Source organism: Marivita sp. (assembly GCF_051859345.1).
GTDB lineage: Bacteria > Pseudomonadota > Alphaproteobacteria > Rhodobacterales > Rhodobacteraceae > Marivita.
On record NZ_JBHYFV010000002.1, the window covers coordinates 120318 to 139905 of the forward strand.

Below are 19588 nucleotides of genomic sequence, written 5' to 3' on the forward strand. Positions count from 1 at the left end.
CGTGCTTGCGCGCACCTTTACGCAGGCACCCTCAACGCGCGCGGCACCTTGAACTCCACGTTCTCGACCGCCGTTTCGACCATCTCGACCGTGACCTCATAGCGATCCCGGAAAGCGTCTATCACTTCGTTGATCAGCTCTTCGGGCGCGCTGGCGCCTGCGGTGATGCCGACGCTGGCAATCCCTTCCAAAGCGCGCCAGTCGATATCGGGCGCGCGTTGGACAAGCTGGGAATACGCGCATCCCGCCTTGCTGCCCACCTCGACCAGACGCCGCGAATTGGACGAGTTCGGCGCGCCGACCACCAACATGGCATCGCACTTTGGTGCCATCGCCTTGACCGCCTCCTGACGGTTCGTGGTGGCGTAGCAGATGTCTTCCTTGTGCGGTCCGACGATCTTGGGAAACCGCGCCTGAAGCGCGGCGACGATGTCGATGGTGTCATCGACGCTGAGGGTCGTTTGCGTGACGAAGGCCAGCTTTTCGGGGTCGCGCACCTCGACCGTGGCCACATCCGCGACGGTTTCCACCAAAAGCACCTCACCGTCGGGAAGTTGACCCATCGTGCCGACGGTCTCGGGGTGGCCTTCGTGGCCAATCATGATCATCTGCAAGCCGGTCTCGTGATGGCGCGCTGCTTCGATATGGACCTTGCTCACCAGCGGACAGGTGGCATCGACATAGATCATCTCGCGCTTGGCGGCCTCGGCAGGCACGGCTTTCGGCACGCCATGGGCGGAAAAGATCACCGGGCGGTCATCGGGGCAGTCGTCCAATTCCTCCACAAACACCGCGCCCTTGTCGCGCAAGGTGTCCACCACGTATTTGTTGTGGACGATCTCGTGTCGCACATAGACCGGCGCGCCCCATTTCTCGAGCGCCATCTCGACAATCTTGATGGCGCGATCCACGCCGGCGCAGAATCCACGCGGCGCAGCAAGGTAAAGGGTCAGCGGCGGTTTGGTCATGTCAGTCTCCGTCATACCCCGAACCTAAAGACTCAGGCCGCATGGTTCCAGAGGAATGCGGCTTCACTCAGCCGTGATTTGACCTTCCCGCGCTGGAATCCGGCGATACCCCTGCGATGACAGGAGTCCCAAAGATGCAAAAAATCGTGATCGCGGCCGTTGTCGGCTCTATGGTGGTTGCTGGCGCTGTGTTCGTTGCACCGGGATGGAGCGCAGACCGGTCCGCGACGACGCTTCCCTTTGCCGACGCAGACAGGGTGGCCGAAGGAAAGGCATTGTACGACACTTATTGTGCAAGCTGTCACGGCGCGAAACTTGAAGGTCAGGCCAATTGGCGCGAACCCGATTCCGACGGCTATCTTCCCGCACCCCCGCATGATGAGACCGGCCACACATGGCATCATGACAACGCGTTGTTGATGCGTATCGTGCGCGAAGGCACGGAAGCCATTGTCGGTGGCAGCTACAGGTCCAACATGATCGGCTTTTCCGACTCAGTGTCCGACGAACAGATCGCCAGCATTCTGGGCTATATCAAAAGCACCTGGCCTTCCGAAATTCAGGACATCCACACCGAAATGAACGCGCGGGTTCTGCCCTAGCCGCCAAGACAAACCGGCGGGCATGTTCCCGTTCACCGCTTTTGCACCTTGCAACGCTCTGATCATGGGGGCATGGCGGGCGTATGCAGATCACAGAGTATCTTCGCGCCAATGCGCCTTTCTTGACGGCAGGTGCCATGCTCACCTTCCTGTCGTCTTTTGGTCAGACCTATTTCATCTCGCTGTTTGCGGGCGAAGTTCGGCTGGCCTTTGACCTGAGCCACGGCGCCTGGGGCGGGATCTACATGATCGGCACCATGGCGTCGGCCGCCGTGATGGTTTGGGCCGGCGGCCTCACCGATCTGTTCCGGGTGCGCGTGCTGGCCCCGATTGTCCTTTTCGGTCTGGCGGCGGCCTGCCTTGCGATGGCGTTCAATCCCTGGGTGTGGGCCTTGCCATTGGTGATCTTTGCCTTGCGGTTCTTCGGGCAAGGGATGTGTTCGCATATCGCCGTGATCGCAATGGCCCGCTGGTTCGTCGCGACACGCGGACGCGCGTTGTCGATTGCGTCACTCGGCTTTGCCCTGGGTGAATCGTTTGTTCCGATGGCTGTTGTCGGTGCGATGACGGTCATGGCGTGGCAAAGCCTTTGGGTCCTTGGCGCAGTCATCTGCATCTGCGCCATTCCCGTCCTTGCCAAGCTGCTTGCGCAGGAAAGAACCCCTGCTTCGCATGCGGAATCGGACGTGTCTTTCGGCATGCGCGGCCAGCATTGGCGGCGACTGCAGGCTCTTCGGCATCCGCTTTTCTGGTGCATGGTCCCTGCGGTTCTGGGACCATCGGCGTTCAACACCGCGTTTTTCTTTCACCAGGTGCATGTTGCCGACGTAAAGGGGCTGGAGCACTTGGTCTTCGTAAGCTTCTTTCCGCTTTATACGGCGGTCGGAATCGGGTCGATGGTTCTTTCGGGATGGGCGCTTGACCGATTGGGAACTGCGCGCCTGACCCCGTTCTACCAATTGCCGATGGTGGCGGCGTTCCTGATCTTCGGTCTGACGCACAGCCCGCTTGGACTGGTGGTTGGTTTTGTCTTCTTGGGCATGACATCGGGCGCGAACGCCACCTTGCCCAACGCCTTCTGGGCAGAATTCTACGGCACCGCACATATCGGTTCGATCAAGTCGATGGCGACAGCAGTGATGGTGCTGGGGTCGGCAATCGGACCTGGTCTGACAGGACTGCTGATTGATCTGGGCATCGGGATCGAAACGCAATTCGTCGGAATTGCAATGTACTTTGTCGGGACGACCCTCTTGATGCTGTGGGGCATTCGCCGTGCTGCGCAAGACCTTGTGCCGGGAATAACCGACACCGATCTCAGAACGCCGCAGACGTGATCAGGGCCACGACGATATAGCGGATGGTCTTGGCAATGGCGACCAGCAGGAAGAAGAGCCAGACATTTGTCCGCATGACACCCGCAACGACCGTGAGCGCATCGCCCAATGGTGCCCAACTGAACAACAGCGTCCAGACTCCCCATTTGAGATACCATTCTCGGGCGCGGTTTAACTGGGCTTCGGAGACCGGGAACCAGCGGCGGCCACGATAGCGTTCCAGAACGCGACCCAGAGCATAGTTCAACCCCGATCCGAGGATATTGCCGACACTGGCAAAAATGACGATCCATTCAATCGCAATGTCGCCGCGCACTTGCAGCGCGACGAACACGATCTCGGATTGAAACGGTAGGATTGTCGCCGCGCCGAACGCCACGAAGAACAACCCGCTCAATGAAAGCAGGTCACTCCACATGTGCCATCCGGCGCAGAGTCAAATCAGTCCTGTTCCGCCGCAACAGGTTCACGTTCCGCCATCGGTTCACGCGGCGGGCGTCCGATGACGTCACGCAATTCGTCAAGCTCGATGAAGTTATCTGCCTGACGTCGCAATTCATCCGCGATCATCGGCGGCTGGCTGCGAATCGTGGACACGACCGACACACGCACACCTTTGCGCTGCAGGCTTTCGACCAGTGGGCGGAAGTCACCATCGCCAGAGAACAGCACGATATGATCGACGTGATCTGCCAATTCCATGGCATCAACAGCCAATTCGATATCCATGTTGCCCTTGACCTTACGGCGACCCTGGCTGTCGGTGTATTCTTTCGCCGGCTTCGTCCGCATGTTGAACCCGTTGTAGTGCAACCAGTCCACCAGCGGCCGGATCGGCGAATACTCATCATTTTCGAGAAGCGCTGTGTAGTAGAAGGCGCGCAGCAGTTTGCCACGGCGCACAAATTCCTGACGCAACAGTTTATAGTCGATGTCAAAGCCAAGAGACTTTGCTGCAGCGTAGAGATTGGAACCATCAATAAACAGCGCCAAACGCTCGTCTTTGTAGAACATGAATTGAACCTTTCAAAATAAAGTTGCGCCCTGGCCCACATTCGGGAGTGGTTGGTCCGAAGCTCATGGCCAAGCCGCGACGCGTGATCTAATGATTTGATCTAGCTTCGCAAGGTGCGATTTCCGATCACTCTCCCCTATATGACAACTTTATGAATGATTTTTACATTGCCTTGGGAGCTAATTTGCCATCAGGCGAAGGTCCGCCGAGTGAGACACTCAAAGCGGCGATTGAAGCAATTCGTCAAGAAAACATAGAGATCGTGGCGGTCAGCGCCCTTTATCAGACCCCCTGTTTTCCAGCCGGCGCAGGACCGGATTACATAAACGCCGCCGCCCATCTCAAGTGCGACATACAACCCCGCGACATTCTCGCGATCCTTCATGGAATCGAAGCAAAGTTCGGGCGAGAACGAATAGAACGTTGGGGTATGCGGACGCTTGACCTTGATCTGATCGCCTGTGGCGACGCGGTTCTCCCGGATGCCGAAACCTATGGTCATTGGCACGGTTTGGCCGAGGTGGTGCAAAAGACCAGCGCGCCAAATGATCTGATTCTTCCGCATCCCAGATTGCAGGATCGCGCATTTGTTCTTGTGCCGCTCCGGGATATTGCGCCACAATGGCGGCATCCGGTGCTGAATCGGACCGTAGAAGAGATGTGCAACGCGCTCTCGCCAGAGGATCTGGCCGAGATTCTTGTGCTTGAATCCTGATATCGACTTGTATTCACCCTGCCGGAGCGATATCTGTCAATTTCTCAAAGGCTGCCCGATGAATTGGAGTTCCCATGGCCCGCGTGACGGTTGAAGATTGCGTTGATAAAGTCCCAAATCGTTTTGAACTGGTGATGCTTGCCGCGCACCGCGCGCGTGAAGTGGCTGCTGGTGCAGCAATTACCGTGGATCGTGACAACGACAAGAATCCTGTTGTTGCGCTGCGCGAGATTGCGGACGAAACTCAGTCGGCAGATGAACTTCGTGAGCGTCTGATCGAATCGAATCAGACCCAGATCGAAGTCGATGAGCCGGAAGAAGATGCCATGGCGTTGCTGATGGGTGCAGAACCCGACAAGCCCGCCGAAGACGATCTTTCCGAAGAAAAGTTGCTGCGTGCGCTGATGGAGGCGCAGGGCCAAGGCTAAGGTCTGCCGCGATGTGGGCCGCATGAGAATGAGGCGCCGATGATCGCGGCTGACGACCTTGTTGCGCTTGTCCGCAACTACAACCCCAAGACCAACGAAGCCCTCATCCGCGCGGCCTATGACTATGGCCGCGAGATGCATGAAGGTCAGTTTCGCCATTCGGGCGAACCCTATTTTTCGCATCCCGTCTCCGTCGCTGCGATCCTGACGGAACAGCAGCTTGATGACGCCACCATCATCACCGCCCTGCTGCACGACACGATCGAAGACACCAAATCCACCTATTCCGAAGTGTCCCGGCGTTTTGGCAGCGAAGTCGCCATGCTTGTCGATGGTGTGACCAAGCTGACCAATCTACAGCTGTCCAGTTCGGAAACCAAACAGGCCGAGAATTTCCGCAAGCTGTTCATGGCGATGTCCAAGGATCTGCGGGTCATTCTCGTCAAACTCGCCGACCGCCTTCACAACATGCGCACCATCAAGGCAATGAAGCCGGAAAAGCAGGTGCAAAAGGCGCGTGAGACTATGGATATCTATGCGCCGCTCGCCGGGCGCATGGGGATGCAGTGGATGCGCGAAGAGCTGGAGGATCTGGCCTTCCGCGTGCTCAACCCCGAGGGACGTGCAAGCATCATTCGCCGCTTCATCACCCTTCAGAAAGAGACCGGCGACGTGATTCACCGGATCACCGGTGACATGCGATCCGAACTGGACAAGGCGGGGGTTGAGGCCGAAGTCTTTGGCCGCGCCAAGAAACCCTATTCGATCTGGCGCAAGATGCAGGAGAAAGAGATCGGGTTTTCCCGGCTTTCCGACATTTACGGCTTTCGCATCATCACCCGCACCAAGGCCGACTGCTACGCAACGCTTGGCGTGATCCATCAGCGGTGGCGGGCCATTCCGGGGCGGTTCAAGGATTATATCAGCGAACCCAAGTCCAACGGGTATCGGTCGATCCACACCACCGTGTCGGGTCGCGACGGCAAACGGGTTGAGGTGCAGATCCGCACACGGCAAATGCATGACGTCGCCGAGACCGGCGTTGCTGCTCATTGGTCCTACCGCGACGGCGTGCGCAGCGAGAACCCGTTTGCCGTTGATCCGGCAAAATGGGTTGCCTCGCTCACCGAACAATTCGTCGGTGAGGATGACCACGAGGACTTCCTCGAGGCGGTCAAGCTCGAGATGTATCCGGACAAGGTGTTCTGCTTTACGCCAAAGGGAGACGTCGTCAAACTCCCCCGCGGGGCGACACCGCTCGACTTTGCGTATGCCATTCACACGCGGATCGGGTCCGGCTGTGTCGGCGCCAAGGTTGATGGCATCCGCGTTCCGCTCTGGACCCGTCTCAAGAACGGTCAATCGGTCGACATCGTCACCGCAGAGGGGCAAAGCCCGCAGGCCACTTGGCTGGATATCGCGACAACCGGCAAGGCAAAATCAGCCATCCGCCGGGAACTGCGCGAGGCGGGGCGGGAGCGTTTTGCACAATTGGGCCGCGAACTGGCCCGGTCGGCCTTCGAAAATGTCGGCAAAAAGGCCAGCGACAAGGTGCTTGAGATGGCCGCGCGGAACCTGCGTATTCCGGATGCGCAGGAACTGCTTGCACGATTGGGCAGTGCGGAAATGTCCGCCCGCGAAGCCGTGGCCGCAGTCTATCCCGATCTTGCGCCCGAACCGATGGATTTCATCGAACTCCAAAGCGCCGTGATCGGCCTTGAACACGGACAGGCCTTTGACCGAGCGCCCTGCTGCCAACCCCTTCCGGGCGAGCGGATTGTCGGGATCGTGCAACGCGGCAAAGGTGTGGATGTTCACAGCATTGATTGCGGCGCGTTGGCCGCTTTCGAAGACCAGCCCGCGCGCTGGCTTGATCTTCACTGGGAAAGCGGGAACCACCCGCCAGTCTATGCCGTTTCTCTTGAACTCACCATCGGCAACGACGCGGGTGTCCTGGGACGGATTTGCACATTGATCGGGGAACAAAAGGCCAATATCTCGGATTTGAATTTTGTGGATCGCAAACCGGATTTTTACAAACTGCTCGTAGATATCGACCTGAGCGATGCCAATCATCTGCATACGGTCATGTCCGCGCTGGAAGCAGAAAGTGATGTAGCGTCTGTCGTCCGAAGACGGGATCCCGCATTGTCGGTGCAATCGGCTGCGGCCGAATAGGTAGATCGAAGGGACGCAACTTGGTATTCAAACGGCGGGACAGGCGTTCGATCCTGATCACCCTCCGCGAGGCGCTTTGGCCCCGCGGCGGGTGGGGTCGTGCCGCGCGCTATGTCCAGCACCGTCTGCACCGTTTGCCCGACCCACCCGAACGCATCGCACGCGGCATCTTTGCCGGTGTTCTCACCACGTTTACACCGTTCTACGGCATGCATTTCGTGACGGCCGGCATCATCGCCTGGGTGATGCGCGGGAACATCCTTGCCGCGCTGCTATCGACCTTCTTCGGCAATCCTCTGACCTATGTTCCGATCAGTGTCGCGTCTCTTCAGACAGGGTACTGGATTCTCGGCCTGGGAGAGATCAGGCATTCGCACGGCAGCATCGGCTACAAGTTCGCGAAAGCCGGCGAAGATCTCTGGCGCAATCTGGTGGCCATCTTCACAGAGGCAGAGGCAAACTGGGCCGGGCTCAAGATTTTCTATGACGAGGTTTTCTTTCCCTGGCTGGTCGGCGGTATCATTCCGGGAATCATCTGCGGCCTCATCTGTTATTATCTGTCTGTTCCCCTGATCCGCGCCTATCAGAACCGCCGAAAGGGCGCGCTCAAGGCGAAACTGGCGTCTTTGAAGAAAAAGAAGAAACAGGCTGACGACGGGTCGGCTGCCGACTAGGTTCAGCCTCAACAACGGAGGCGAAAATGACTGACTTTGCAGGCCGCTTGCGGCTGGGTGTGAACATCGACCACGTCGCGACACTGCGCAATGCGCGCGGCGGCACCTTGCCTGACCCCGTGCGCGCCGCGCAATTGTCCCAAGAAGCGGGAGCCGATGGCATCACGGCGCATCTGCGCGAAGACCGACGCCACATTATCGACAGTGACATTGATCGCCTGATGGACACCCTGAGTGTTCCCTTGAATTTCGAAATGGCCGCGACCGAAGAAATGCAGAAGATCGCCCTGCGCCACAAACCTCACGCGGTGTGCATCGTCCCGGAAAAGCGCGAAGAGCGGACCACCGAAGGCGGGCTGGAGGTTGCCCGCGAAGAGGACAAGTTGGCGCGCTACATCGCGCCTCTTGTTGATGCCGGGTGCCGTGTGTCGATCTTTATCGGTGCCGATGAGCGCCAGATTACCGCAGCACACCGCATTGGCGCGCAGGTAATCGAACTGCACACCGGCGCGTATTGCGATGCCCATGCCGAAGGCCGGTTTGAAGAGCGCGACAAAGAACTTGCAATGATCCGCGACATGTCGGCCTATGCCCATTCACTGGGGCTTGAGGTGCATGCCGGACATGGCCTGACATATGACACCGTCGCACCAGTGGCCGCGTTCCCGGAAGTGATGGAATTGAATATCGGTCATTTCCTGATCGGCGAATCCGTGTTCCGCGGCCTGGGTCCAGCTATCGACGAAATGCGCCGCCTGATGGATGCCGCGCGCGCCTGATCACATCCCATGACACGCACGGTCTTTGCCTTTATCGCGATCCTGATTGCCGCTGTCTCGGTCTTCGTGCTCGAGTCCGCCCGTTCCGGAGTGACCTATACCGAGCGTCTTGTGGGCCTCACGCCTGTCACCACGTTGGCCCGCGATAATGTCGATGGTCCAGACGTCGTCATAGCCCACGGCTTTGCCGGATCACGCGAGATGATGCAGGGATATGGCCTTGTCCTCGCCCAGGCAGGCTATCGTGTGCATATGTTCGACTTCGAAGGCCACGGCGCGCATTCGTTGCCCATGTCCGGGGATGTAACCCAGATCGAAGGCACAACGCGCCGGCTGATGGATCAGACCAAAGCGGTCATCCGGGATGTGGCGGGCGGTCAGCCAGTGGCGCTGTTGGGGCATTCGATGGCCACCGACATCCTGATCCGCGTCGCGGCCGAGGTTGAAACCGGGCCGCTTGTTCTTCTGTCGGCATTTTCCCAAGCAGTGACGGCACACCAACCGCGAAACATGCTGCTGATTGCCGGTCAATGGGAACCACATCTGCGCGACTTCGGCGTCGACGCGGTTCGGATGGTCGATCCACAAGCCAGCGAAGGCGACGTCGTTCGCACCCAAGACGTGGTCCGCGCCGCCTTTGTCGCGCCGTTGACGGAACATGTTGCGATCCTCCAATCACGGGTGGGCCGTGCCAAGGCGCTTGCCTGGATGAACGCCACTTACAACCGCGATTCCCCCGCCGCTGTTCCCCCGACCGGCTGGGCGTTCCTGGCGTTGATGGCGGCCATTACGATCCTGTCAGCACCGCTCGCGCGCCTGATCCTTGCGTCGCACACCTTACCCCCCAACCAACAGCCCACTATGGCACGCTTCGTGGCAACCCTTGCAGTGCCCACTTTGGTCACTCCCTTCCTTGCGGCCCCGTTGGATTTCGGCCTTCTCCCGGTCCTTGTCGCAGACTACCTGGCCATCCACCTTGGAATTTTTGGCCTGCTCAGCCTGCTGATGCAGCGGCTTCTTTGGGGGCGTCTGGTCTTTGGCTGGACTGGGGTCGTTTCCATTGGCGCCGCAGTGCTGGCGCTTCTGGTCTGGGGAATTGGTGTGTTCGGTTTTGCGCTTGACCGGTATGGCGCGAATTTCTTTCCGATTGCCGAACGCCTTCCGATCATCGCGGCGCTGATCTTGGGCGCGGTCCCTTTCATGGTGGCCGATGCACAATTGGTCTGGAAAGGGTCGATCTGGCGGCGCATTCTGGCACGAGTCGCGCTCTTGGTGTCTCTTGGCATCGCAGTCGCACTTGATCTTGAGGGATTGTTCTTTTTGATCATCATTGCGCCCGTGATCGTTCTGTTTTTCTTCGTTCACGGCGCGATGGGGCGGGGATTTGGCAAAAAGGCTGGGCCATTGGTGGCCGGTCTGGCGCTTGGCATTATCCTTGCCTGGGCGCTTGGCGTCAGCTTTCCCATGTTTGCACCAGGCGGAGGCGGCACATGATCTTAGGTATCGGCACCGATCTGGCTAATATCGACCGCATCGCGGGTACGCTCGAACGCTTCGGCGACAGGTTCCGCAACCGCGTCTTTACGGAAACCGAACAGCGCAAGGCGGAGCGCCGCCGCGATGTCGCGGGCACCTATGCCAAACGCTGGGCCGCAAAAGAAGCCTGTTCCAAGGCGTTGGGAACCGGGTTGCGCATGGGCATCGCATGGAAAGACATGTCCGTCCGCAACCTGCACACCGGCCAGCCCATCATGGAAGTCACCGGCTGGGCGAGGAAGCGACTGGATGACCTGACACCACCGGGTCACGAAGCGATCATTCATGTCACGCTGACCGATGACCACCCCTGGGCGCAGGCCACCGTCCTGATCGAGGCCCGTCCCAAGTAACGGCCCCTTGGCTTGACACCCGCGCCGCCCCCGCTCATGTAGCGCGGGACAATCGAGCAAAAGGCAGGATCATGGCGTCTGAAACCAAAAAAGGCGGTGGTATCGTCGAAACGATCAAGACCATCGTCTATGCCCTTCTGATCGCCGGGGTCTTCAGGACGCTGTTCTTCCAGCCCTTCTGGATCCCGTCCGGGTCGATGAAGGACACGCTTCTGATCGGTGATTTCCTGTTCGTGAACAAGATGGCCTACGGCTATTCCTACGCCTCCTGCCCGTCGCTTTACCTGCCCGGTTTCGGCATCGACATCGACGCCAAGGATCTGTGTGGTTGGGCCGACGGCGACAACAGCCGTCTGTTCGGGTCCGAACCCGAACGTGGCGATGTGGCGGTCTTCCGTCACCCTGTGACAGGGCGTGACTTCATCAAACGCGTGATCGGTCTTCCAGGTGACGAGGTGCAGATGATCCAGGGTGTTCTGCATATCAACGGCGAAGGTGTCGAAATTGCACCCCAACCCGACTTCGAGGAAACCGCCTCTCCGCAAGGCCCGCAAGGCCTGCGTCCGCGCTGTGCCAATGGTCCGGTTGGAACAGGTGGAACCTGCGTCAAGGAACGGTTCCTGGAAACCCTGCCCGACGGAACAACCCATTCGATCCTGAACATCGGCAACCAGGGTTCCGACAACACTCCGGTCTATTCGGTCCCCGAAGGCTATTACTTCATGATGGGTGACAACCGGGACAACTCTTCTGACAGCCGTGTACCAAGCGTGGCAGGGGGTGTCGGTTTTGTTCCCTTCGAGAACTTTGTCGGCAAGGCCAACCGCGTGATGTTCTCGTCCGCCGGATCGTCCATGCTGTTCTTCTGGACATGGCGCGGCGACCGCTTTTTCGAGAAGATCGAATAGTGAAACTCTCGGTTGACCTTCAGGCGCTGTCCGAGCGCTTGGGGCATCGGTTCGAACGCCCCGAACTTCTGGTACGCGCAGTGACCCATTCATCACGCGCCGGGATCAATCGCGAAGACAACCAACGGCTCGAATTTCTGGGCGACCGCGTGCTGGGCCTTGTCATGGCAGAAGCCCTATTGGCCGGGGACAAGACCGCATCCGAAGGTCAGCTTGCCCCTCGTTTCAATGCGCTTGTGCGCAAGGAAACCTGCGCGGATGTCGCCCGCGAAATTGAACTTGGGGCAGCATTGAAGCTGGGAAGATCCGAGATGCTTTCCGGAGGGCGGCGCAAACTGGCCCTGCTTGGCGATGCTATGGAAGCCGTCATCGCCGCCGTTTATCTGGATGCCGGTTTTGACACGGCCAAGGCGATGGTGCTGCGGCTTTGGGGGAACCGGATCGGATCGGTCGAAGACGATTCCCGCGATGCCAAGACCGCGTTGCAGGAATGGGCGCAGGCGCGGGGCATGCCCCCACCAAGCTATGTCGAGCTATCCCGCGACGGGCCTGATCATGCGCCGAACTTCGTGATCTCGGTTCGCCTTGAGAACGGTCAATCCGCCGAAGCCAAGGCCGGATCGAAACGTCTTGCCGAACAAGCGGCTGCAAAAGCGTTGCTCCGCGGTTTGGAAAAGAGCCCGTCTTGAGCGACAACCTGCGCGGAAGCCTGTTCATGGTCCTCGCCATGCTGGGCTTTGCCATTGAAGACGCGTTCTTCAAGGCGGCCACCGGCACGGGCGATGTGTCTGCCGGTGTCGGGACGATGCTTTTCGGGCTTTTCGGCATAGGCTTTTTCGTTCTGTACGCACTCTGGATCAGGGAACCGCTGGTCAGCCGCGCTTATATCGAAGGCCCGCTCTTGATCCGGTCGGCCTTTGAAATCCTCGGGCGGCTGTTCTTCGCTCTCAGTCTTGCTTTTGCTCCTCTGTCCACGACCTCCGCGATCCTTCAGGCCGCACCCCTCGTTGTTACGCTTGGTGCTGTTATCGTCCTCAAGGAAAAAGTCGGCCTGCGCCGCTGGATGGCGATGGCTGTTGGATTTTTCGGTGTTCTGCTGATCCTGCGCCCCACCCCGTCGGGCTTTGACGCAACTGCGATCTTCGCGGTTCTGGGGATGATCGGGTTTGCGGGTCGTGATCTGATGACCCGTGCCAGCCCGCCCGAAGTGTCCGCAACGCAGCTTGGCATTCTGGGGTTTCTGATGGTCTTTATTGCCGGTGTGGTGATTGCCCTTTTCGAAAACGGGCCACTGTCAGCCCCCAGTCTTCCGGCTTTGTCGATGCTCATGGGCACAGGCCTAGCTGGACTTGTCGGGTACAGCGCGCTGACCAAGGCGATGCGGACGGGCGAAGTGTCCGTCGTTGCACCCTTCCGCTATGCGCGGCTTCTGATCGCCCTCGTCTTTGCCTATCTCATCTTCGGTGAACGCCCGGACAGCCTCACACTGATCGGGGCCGCCCTGATTGTCGGCAGTGGCGTCTACACCCTTGTGCGCAGCGGCCGCAAAGACAGGGCTGGCTCTGCACCCCGATCTGGCGTATGAGGCCGGACTTCTGGATATGGATGTTGCTATGACCACCCGCGCCGGTTTCGTCGCTTTGATCGGAGAGCCCAATGCGGGCAAATCCACGCTGACCAATCAGATGGTCGGCGCGAAAGTGTCCATCGTCACCCACAAGGTGCAGACCACCCGCGCGCGCATTCGTGGCGTTGCCATGGAAGGCGATGCGCAGATCGTTCTGGTGGACACACCCGGCCTGTTCAAACCCCGCCGCCGTCTGGACCGTGCAATGGTTGCCGCCGCATGGAGCGGGGCATCGGATGCCGATATCGTCGTGCTGCTGATCGAAGCGCATCGCGGCATCACCGAAGGCGTCGAAGCGATCCTTGAAAACCTTGGCGAAGTGGTGGGCAAACGTCCCGTTGCGCTGGCCATCAACAAGATCGACCGCGTCGAGGCGCCAAGGCTCTTGGCGCTGACACAACAGATGAACGAGAAGTTTCCCTTTACCGAAACCTTCCTGATCTCGGCCGAAAAGGGGCATGGCGTGAAAGCCTTGCGCAAGTGGTTGGCAGCAGAACTGCCCGAGAGCCCGTGGCTGTATCCCGAAGACCAGATCGCAGACCTGCCCCTGCGCATGATCGCCGCGGAAATGACGCGCGAAAAGTTGACCCTGCGGCTGCATCAGGAATTGCCCTACCAATTGACGGTAGAGACCGAAAGCTGGGAAGAACGCGACGACGGGTCAGCCCGGATCGACCAGATCATCTATGTCGTGCGCGATGGTCACAAGGGTATCGTTCTTGGCAACAAGGGCGAAACCATCAAGGCGATCAGCAAAGCCGCGCGCGAGGAACTGGAAGAGTTCCTTGGCCGCCGCATTCACCTTTTCATGCAGGTGAAGGTGCGCGAGAAATGGCTGGACGAGGCCGAGCGCTATTCCGAGATGGGTCTGAATTTCAAGGACGGCAATGGCTGAGGCCCGGCTGGCCAGCGGGTTCTGGGTACAGGCTTATCTGCGCCGTCTGTCGCTGTTCGACATTCCCGCCTTTGTCACAGCGCATGGCGACGACACCGCCGGGGCCATATTGGTCAAACTGAACACGCTGGACGGCCAGGCAAAGGCATTCATGCGCCAATATGACCTGATGACCGGGGCGCGCGCATGGCAGGTTCTCGCGGACGGTTCTGAACCTGATGTCGATTCCAGTATCACCAACCAACGCAGTTTTGACAGTGACCTCTGGGTGATCGAGGTCGAGGATCGCGCCGGACGACATCTTCTGGATGAAGACGGGCTGTCGGGCTAACATCGCGGCATGGACTGGCGCGACACAGGTATCCTTCTCAGCAGCCGCCGACACGGCGAAAGTTCGATGATCATCGACGTGTTTACGCCCGAACGCGGGCGTCATGCGGGCGTGGTCCGTGGCGGCGCATCACGCAAGGTGGCCCCGACCCTGCAACCCGGCGCACAGCTTGACCTTGCATGGCGTGCCCGGCTTGAAGACCATCTGGGCAGCTTCACGGTAGAGCTCCAACGCTCCCGCGCCGCGATTGCCATGCAGAACCGGACCACGCTGGCCGGTCTGAACGCCACACTCGCGCTCTTGGCCTTTGTGCTGCCCGAACGCGAACCACATCCCGACCTCTATGCACAGACCCAGAACCTGCTGGACCTGCTGGACCAGACAGACCTCTGGCCACTGGCCTACCTGCGCTGGGAAACCGCGCTTCTTGAGGATCTGGGATATGGCCTTGATCTGAGTCGCTGTGCTGTCACGGGCACAACGGACAACCTGATCTATGTCTCGCCAAAGTCCGGCCGCGCCGTATCCGCCAAAGGTGCAGGCGACTGGGCAGACCGGCTCTTGCCGCTGCCTCAGGCGTTGCGTGCCGGTGGCGCGACCGAAAATGCCGATATTGCCGCCGCCTTGGGCCTCACGGGGTATTTTCTGGAACATAAGCTGGCCGCAGATCAGGTGGGCAAACCGCTTCCAGATGCGCGGGCCCGATATCTTGATCTATTGAACCGCGTCGCGCCCTCGCCCAAACCAGCCCCCTAGGCAAAGCAGGCAGAGTGCGCCGCAGGTGAAGTTCCGAAAAACACCAAAACGCCGCCTTTTCAGTTTCACGCAGGCACGATAGGTAAAGGTCATGACCATGACGGTGCCAAATATCCTGACTGTTCTGCGACTTCTGGCTGCGCCGGGATTGGCATTGATGTTTCTCTACTTTTCGCGCCCTGCGGCCGATTGGTTCGCCCTGATCCTGTTCGTTCTGGCCGCGGTCACCGACTGGTTCGACGGCTACCTCGCCCGCGCGTGGAAACAGGAAAGCAAACTGGGCGCGATGCTTGATCCGATTGCCGACAAGGCGATGGTGGTCATCGCTTTGATGGTGATCGTGGGCTATTCGTCGATGTCCCCCTGGCTGGTTCTGCCGGCCACATTCATCCTGTTCCGCGAAGTGTTTGTCTCTGGCCTGCGCGAATTCCTGGGCGATACGGCCGGCACTTTGAAGGTGACTCAACTGGCCAAGTGGAAAACGACGCTGCAAATGGTCGCCATCGCGGTCCTGTTCGCGCAAGGCGTGTTCGAACACTACCTTGGCATGTCCACAATGGGGATGAGCCCCGAGATAATTCAGGGCGTGATGACAGGCGAAATCGAAGATCTGCATGGCCTTTGGTGGAAACACGCCGGTATGGTCTGGGCAGGGAATGTCGGCATCGTGCTTCTCTGGCTTGCGGCCTTCCTGACCCTGCTCACGGGTTGGGATTATTTCCGCAAGGCTGTGCCGTTTTTGAAGGATTGATCAGATGGATGTTCTGTATTTTGCATGGGTCCGTGAACGGATCGGATTGCCCAAGGAAACGGTGACAACCGAAGCCGCCACCGTGACCGATCTGATCACCGAACTCCGCGCCCGCGAAGACCGGTATGATCTTGCCTTTTCCGACCTGAGCGCGCTGCGCGTGGCCGTGGATCAGGAACTGACCGACTTTGACGCCTCGATCAAAGGCGCGCGGGAAGTGGCCTTCTTCCCGCCGATGACAGGCGGTTGATGAGGGTCGTCGTTCAGGACGCGCCGTTCGATTTCGGCGCCGAGGCCGAGGCCTTTGCCAATGGCCGCCACGACATGGGGGCGATTGTCACCTTCACCGGCGTGGTGCGGGATTTTGGCAAGGGTGGGCTTGATGCAATGGAGATCGAACACTATCCCGGCATGACCCAAAAGGCGCTCGAGACCATTGCCGCCGAGGCTCGCGTGCGTTGGTCGCTGGGGGATGTTCTGGTGATTCACCGATACGGGCGGATGGAACCGGGCGATAAGATCATGATGGTCGCCACCGCTGCGCCGCATCGCAAGGACGCATTCGAAGCGGCGGAATACCTGATGGACTACCTCAAATCCCGCGCCCCGTTCTGGAAAAAGGAACACGCCGCGACCGGAGAAACCAGTTGGGTGGCCGCCAAAGACGAAGATGAAGACGCGCTGACGCGCTGGTAACTTGTACGGCTCGTGGTTTGGTCATATCAATTGACCACTTGTTTCAGTTGCGAGCATCATGCCCTTTCAACCCGTCACGCCGGAAAAGCTGTCGACCTCGGTCACACGCCAGATTGAAAAGCTGATCCTTCAGGGCATCCTGCGCCCCGGCGAACGCCTGCCGTCCGAACGGGAATTGTCCGAGCGGTTGAACGTGTCCCGCCCGTCCCTGCGGGAATCCATCGCCGACCTGTCGGACCGTGGGCTTTTGACCAGCCGCGCGGGGGCCGGTGTGTTTGTGGCTGATGTCCTGGGATCCGCCTTTTCCGATGCGTTGATCCAGTTGTTCGCCAACCATGACGAAGCCGTGTTCGACTATCTGTCGTTCCGCAAGGACATGGAAGGCTTGGCGGCCGAACGTGCGGCGCGGCTGGCCTCTGACACGGATCTCAAGGTGATCAACACCGTTTTCGAACGGATGGAGTCCGCGCATCAAAAGCGCAATCCGGCGGATGAAGCGGCCCTCGATGCCGAGTTTCACCTGTCCATCATCGAGGCCAGTCACAACGTCATCATGCTTCACATGATGCGATCAATGTATCAACTCTTGCGTGAAGGCGTGTTCTACAACCGTCAGATCATGTTCCGGCAACGCACAACACGGGCGACGTTGCTGGACCAGCACCGTGCGATCAACGATGCCCTTCAGTCGCGTGAACCAGAGGACGCGCGGCAAGCGGTGGTCGATCACCTGACCTATGTGGAATCCTGCCTCGCAGACAACCGCAAGGCAGAGGCACATGAGGCAGTGGCCCGGCAACGGTACCAACACACGGTTGCCAAAGGCTGAAATGCTTCAAAGCATTTCGCCAAAACCTTCGAAGGTTTTGGCGCCTAGCTGGACACGCGGGCCTTCATCAGACCGTCTTCCTTCAACTTCGCATGACACTCATCCAGCGACTGCCACGCCCGCGCAATCAACATGTCGATCTCTTCATGCGAAATCACAAGCGGCGGTGAAATGATCATCCGGTCGCCGACATGGCGCATGACGAGGTTGTTGGCGAAGCACCGTTCGCGACAGATGAACCCGACAGTCCCGGCATCCGCCTCAAACGCCGCGCGCGCATCTTTGTCCGGAGTGAGCGCAAGCGACCCCATCATGCCAACGATCCTGGCTTCACCCACCAATGGATGGTCGGTCAGGCTTTCGAACTTTTGTTGCAGATAGGGTGCCGTCTTTTCCCGAACGCGTGTCACGATGCCCTCTTCGTCCAGAATACGAAGGTTCTCCAACGCCACCGCGCTGGCCACCGGGTGTCCGGAATAGGTGTACCCGTGGTTGAATTCGACCGAGTTGATCACCTCGGCCACCTCGTCACAGATGATCGACCCGCCAATCGGCTGGTAGCCCGACGACAACCCCTTGGCGATGGTCAGGATGTGCGGACGGATGTTCATCGTCTGGCTGCCGAACCAGTTGCCGGTACGGCCAAAGCCGCAGATCACTTCATCCGCGATCAGCAGGATGCCATACTTGTCGACGATGCGCTGGATTTCCGGCCAGTAGGTTTCCGGCGGCACGATCACGCCACCGGCACCCTGCACCGGTTCCGCGATGAAGGCGGCCACGCGATCCGGGCCCAGTTCTTCGATGGCCGCCTCAAGTTGGCGCGCACGTTCAAGGCCGAATTCCTCGGGAGTCATGTCGCCACCTTCGGACCACCAGTCCGGCTGGTCGATGTGGTGAATATTCGGGATCGGCAGGCCGCCCTGCATGTGCATGCCCTTCATGCCGCCAAGGCTTCCCGACCCGACCGAAGATCCATGATAGGCATTCCATCGGGAAATCACGATGTTGCGGTCGGGCTGGCCCTTGGTCGCCCAGTAGGTCCGCACCAGCCGCAGGTTTGTGTCGTTCGCCTCGGAACCGGATCCGGCAAAGAAGACCTGGTTGAAACCTTCCGGCGCCAACTCGGCCAGTTTTTGGGACAGCGCGATGGCTGGAACATGGGTCGTCTGGAAAAACGTGTTGTAATACGGAAGCTCTTCCATCTGACGGGCTGCTGCCTGTGCCAGTTCCTTGCGGCCATAGCCGATATTCACGCACCACAGCCCCGCCATCGCATCCAGAATGCGGTTGCCGTCGCTGTCATTGAGCCACACGCCATCCGCCCGCGTGATCACGCGGGCGCCTTTCTCGGCCAGCCCTGCACCGTGGGTGAAAGGGTGCATGTGATGCGCGGCGTCAAGCGCCTGCAATTCGGATGTGGGCATGTGGTTGGTGATCAAAGCCATGGGGACAGATCCTTTCAAACAGGTTGCCGCCAAAATATGATCAAATTATTCCAAGTCAATCGAATCAGACCAGACCCTGACGGATTTGATCCATTCCCTGCGCGACGTCGCTTTCCATGGCAATCGCCGCGGCGTCGCCATCCCGCGTCACCAGCGCCGCAAGAACATCCTTGTGCCGATCCGGCAGGTTTCGTGTCCCGAACTGACCACACACAACCCGCAGCGACGGACCAAAGCGCAACCACAGCCTGTCCACCATTTCCGTCAGGATCGGAGCCTGCGCCAGACCGTTCAGATCAACGTGAAAATGATGGTTTTCGACAAGATACCGATGTACATCGCCTCGCCGGATCGCCGCATCCAACCGCATGTCGATCTCTGTCAGGCGCGCCACGTCCTCTGGGGTCGCACGTTGGGCAGCACGACGCGCCAATTCCGGCTCAAGCGCCCTGCGCGCAATGGTCAACTCTCCGACCGCCTGTGCATCCAGTACCGGAACAGCGATTCGGCGATTGCCCAGGAATTCGAGCGCCCCTTCCGCCGTCAGTCGACGCAACGCCTCACGCACCGGGGTCATTCCGACACCCAGCGCTTCGGTCAATCCCTGGATTGTGACGGGCTGCCCCGGCTCGAGTTCTCCGAACAGAACCTGATCGCGCAATTGACGATACACCAGTTCATGTGCGGGAAGACGCACAATTTCGGTCATAGGTTTCACTGATGTCCGACCGGTCATCCCACTCCTCACAAACTGCCGCCGCT

General features: G+C 59.4%; 24 protein-coding genes. 19 read left to right on the forward strand and 5 right to left on the reverse strand.

Annotation, left to right across the window (positions count from 1 at the left end; genetic code table 11):
* Window positions 1-17: 17 nt before the first annotated feature.
* Window positions 18-968 (reverse strand): 4-hydroxy-3-methylbut-2-enyl diphosphate reductase, encoded by a 951-nt coding sequence (gene ispH, locus ACTIEN_RS02160; RefSeq protein WP_439521458.1) that lies wholly within the window; start codon window positions 966-968, stop codon window positions 18-20.
* Between the two features lie 134 nt (window positions 969-1102).
* Between ispH and ACTIEN_RS02165 the strand changes: the two genes are divergently transcribed.
* A complete protein-coding gene (locus ACTIEN_RS02165) occupies window positions 1103-1570 on the forward strand; it encodes a c-type cytochrome (protein WP_439521459.1) in 468 nt (155 codons plus the stop codon).
* 83 nt (window positions 1571-1653) lie between these two features.
* Complete coding sequence (locus ACTIEN_RS02170; RefSeq protein WP_439521460.1) at window positions 1654-2907, forward strand: MFS transporter; 1254 nt, start codon at window positions 1654-1656, stop codon at window positions 2905-2907.
* On the opposite strand, the gene ACTIEN_RS02175 is transcribed toward ACTIEN_RS02170, so the two are convergent.
* Both ACTIEN_RS02175 and ACTIEN_RS02180 read right to left on the reverse strand, forming a co-directional pair.
* The gene (locus ACTIEN_RS02175; RefSeq protein WP_439521461.1) at window positions 2888-3325 is read right to left on the reverse strand and encodes a YqaA family protein; all 438 of its coding nucleotides are present in this window, start codon (window positions 3323-3325) and stop codon (window positions 2888-2890) included. The two genes, ACTIEN_RS02170 and ACTIEN_RS02175, sit on opposite strands and share 20 nt — an antisense overlap.
* 23 nt (window positions 3326-3348) lie before the next feature.
* Window positions 3349-3921, reverse strand: a complete 573-nt coding sequence (locus ACTIEN_RS02180; protein ID WP_439521462.1) for a LabA-like NYN domain-containing protein — start codon at window positions 3919-3921, stop codon at window positions 3349-3351.
* Window positions 3922-4073: 152 nt separating this feature from the next.
* Here ACTIEN_RS02180 and folK point away from each other — a divergent pair, with 152 nt between their 5' ends.
* The 17 genes from folK to ACTIEN_RS02265 all read left to right on the forward strand — a co-directional run bounded on the left by folK (window position 4074) and on the right by ACTIEN_RS02265 (window position 17378).
* Window positions 4074-4637 (forward strand): 2-amino-4-hydroxy-6-hydroxymethyldihydropteridine diphosphokinase, encoded by a 564-nt coding sequence (gene folK, locus ACTIEN_RS02185; protein WP_439521463.1) that lies wholly within the window; start codon window positions 4074-4076, stop codon window positions 4635-4637.
* A 74-nt stretch (window positions 4638-4711) separates the two neighbouring features.
* Window positions 4712-5065 (forward strand): DNA-directed RNA polymerase subunit omega, encoded by a 354-nt coding sequence (rpoZ, locus tag ACTIEN_RS02190; RefSeq protein ID WP_292289188.1) that lies wholly within the window; start codon window positions 4712-4714, stop codon window positions 5063-5065.
* Window positions 5066-5104: 39 nt separating this feature from the next.
* Window positions 5105-7243, forward strand: coding sequence for a RelA/SpoT family protein (locus tag ACTIEN_RS02195; RefSeq protein ID WP_439521464.1), 2139 nt, complete (start codon window positions 5105-5107; stop codon window positions 7241-7243).
* Between the two features lie 20 nt (window positions 7244-7263).
* A complete protein-coding gene (locus tag ACTIEN_RS02200) occupies window positions 7264-7917 on the forward strand; it encodes a DUF2062 domain-containing protein (RefSeq protein ID WP_439521465.1) in 654 nt (217 codons plus the stop codon).
* 26 nt (window positions 7918-7943) lie between these two features.
* Window positions 7944-8696 (forward strand): pyridoxine 5'-phosphate synthase, encoded by a 753-nt coding sequence (locus ACTIEN_RS02205; protein WP_439521466.1) that lies wholly within the window; start codon window positions 7944-7946, stop codon window positions 8694-8696.
* Between the two features lie 9 nt (window positions 8697-8705).
* A complete protein-coding gene (locus tag ACTIEN_RS02210; RefSeq protein WP_439521467.1) occupies window positions 8706-10190 on the forward strand; it encodes an alpha/beta fold hydrolase in 1485 nt (494 codons plus the stop codon).
* Window positions 10187-10585, forward strand: coding sequence for a holo-ACP synthase (gene acpS, locus ACTIEN_RS02215; protein WP_439521468.1), 399 nt, complete (start codon window positions 10187-10189; stop codon window positions 10583-10585). Before ACTIEN_RS02210 ends, acpS begins: the two co-directional genes overlap by 4 nt.
* 71 nt (window positions 10586-10656) lie before the next feature.
* The gene (gene lepB, locus ACTIEN_RS02220) at window positions 10657-11493 is read left to right on the forward strand and encodes a signal peptidase I (RefSeq protein WP_439521469.1); all 837 of its coding nucleotides are present in this window, start codon (window positions 10657-10659) and stop codon (window positions 11491-11493) included.
* Window positions 11493-12182, forward strand: coding sequence for a ribonuclease III (gene rnc / locus ACTIEN_RS02225; RefSeq protein WP_439521470.1), 690 nt, complete (start codon window positions 11493-11495; stop codon window positions 12180-12182). Before lepB ends, rnc begins: the two co-directional genes overlap by 1 nt.
* Entirely contained in the window at window positions 12179-13078 is a 900-nt protein-coding gene (locus ACTIEN_RS02230; RefSeq protein WP_439521471.1) for a DMT family transporter, read from the forward strand. Before rnc ends, ACTIEN_RS02230 begins: the two co-directional genes overlap by 4 nt.
* A 28-nt stretch (window positions 13079-13106) precedes the next feature.
* A complete protein-coding gene (gene era, locus ACTIEN_RS02235; RefSeq protein WP_439521472.1) occupies window positions 13107-14015 on the forward strand; it encodes a GTPase Era in 909 nt (302 codons plus the stop codon).
* Entirely contained in the window at window positions 14008-14346 is a 339-nt protein-coding gene (locus ACTIEN_RS02240; RefSeq protein WP_439521473.1) for a DUF1491 family protein, read from the forward strand. Before era ends, ACTIEN_RS02240 begins: the two co-directional genes overlap by 8 nt.
* Before the next feature lie 9 nt (window positions 14347-14355).
* Complete coding sequence (gene recO / locus ACTIEN_RS02245; RefSeq protein ID WP_439521474.1) at window positions 14356-15102, forward strand: DNA repair protein RecO; 747 nt, start codon at window positions 14356-14358, stop codon at window positions 15100-15102.
* A gap of 91 nt (window positions 15103-15193) precedes the next feature.
* Entirely contained in the window at window positions 15194-15853 is a 660-nt protein-coding gene (pgsA, locus tag ACTIEN_RS02250) for a CDP-diacylglycerol--glycerol-3-phosphate 3-phosphatidyltransferase (RefSeq protein ID WP_439521475.1), read from the forward strand.
* A gap of 4 nt (window positions 15854-15857) precedes the next feature.
* The gene (gene moaD / locus ACTIEN_RS02255; protein WP_439521476.1) at window positions 15858-16103 is read left to right on the forward strand and encodes a molybdopterin converting factor subunit 1; all 246 of its coding nucleotides are present in this window, start codon (window positions 15858-15860) and stop codon (window positions 16101-16103) included.
* Window positions 16103-16549, forward strand: coding sequence for a molybdenum cofactor biosynthesis protein MoaE (locus ACTIEN_RS02260; RefSeq protein WP_439521477.1), 447 nt, complete (start codon window positions 16103-16105; stop codon window positions 16547-16549). The genes moaD and ACTIEN_RS02260 overlap by 1 nt, the downstream gene beginning before the upstream one ends.
* A 58-nt stretch (window positions 16550-16607) precedes the next feature.
* A complete protein-coding gene (locus ACTIEN_RS02265) occupies window positions 16608-17378 on the forward strand; it encodes an FCD domain-containing protein (protein WP_439521478.1) in 771 nt (256 codons plus the stop codon).
* Window positions 17379-17422: 44 nt separating this feature from the next.
* Here the strand turns inward: ACTIEN_RS02265 and ACTIEN_RS02270 are convergent, their stop codons facing one another.
* Window positions 17423-18826 carry an aspartate aminotransferase family protein gene (locus ACTIEN_RS02270; RefSeq protein ID WP_439521479.1) on the reverse strand — a complete coding sequence of 468 codons (1404 nt, stop codon included), beginning with the start codon at window positions 18824-18826 and terminating at the stop codon, window positions 17423-17425.
* 64 nt (window positions 18827-18890) lie between these two features.
* Entirely contained in the window at window positions 18891-19535 is a 645-nt protein-coding gene (locus ACTIEN_RS02275; protein WP_439521480.1) for a GntR family transcriptional regulator, read from the reverse strand.
* Between the last annotated feature and the right edge of the window lie 53 nt (window positions 19536-19588).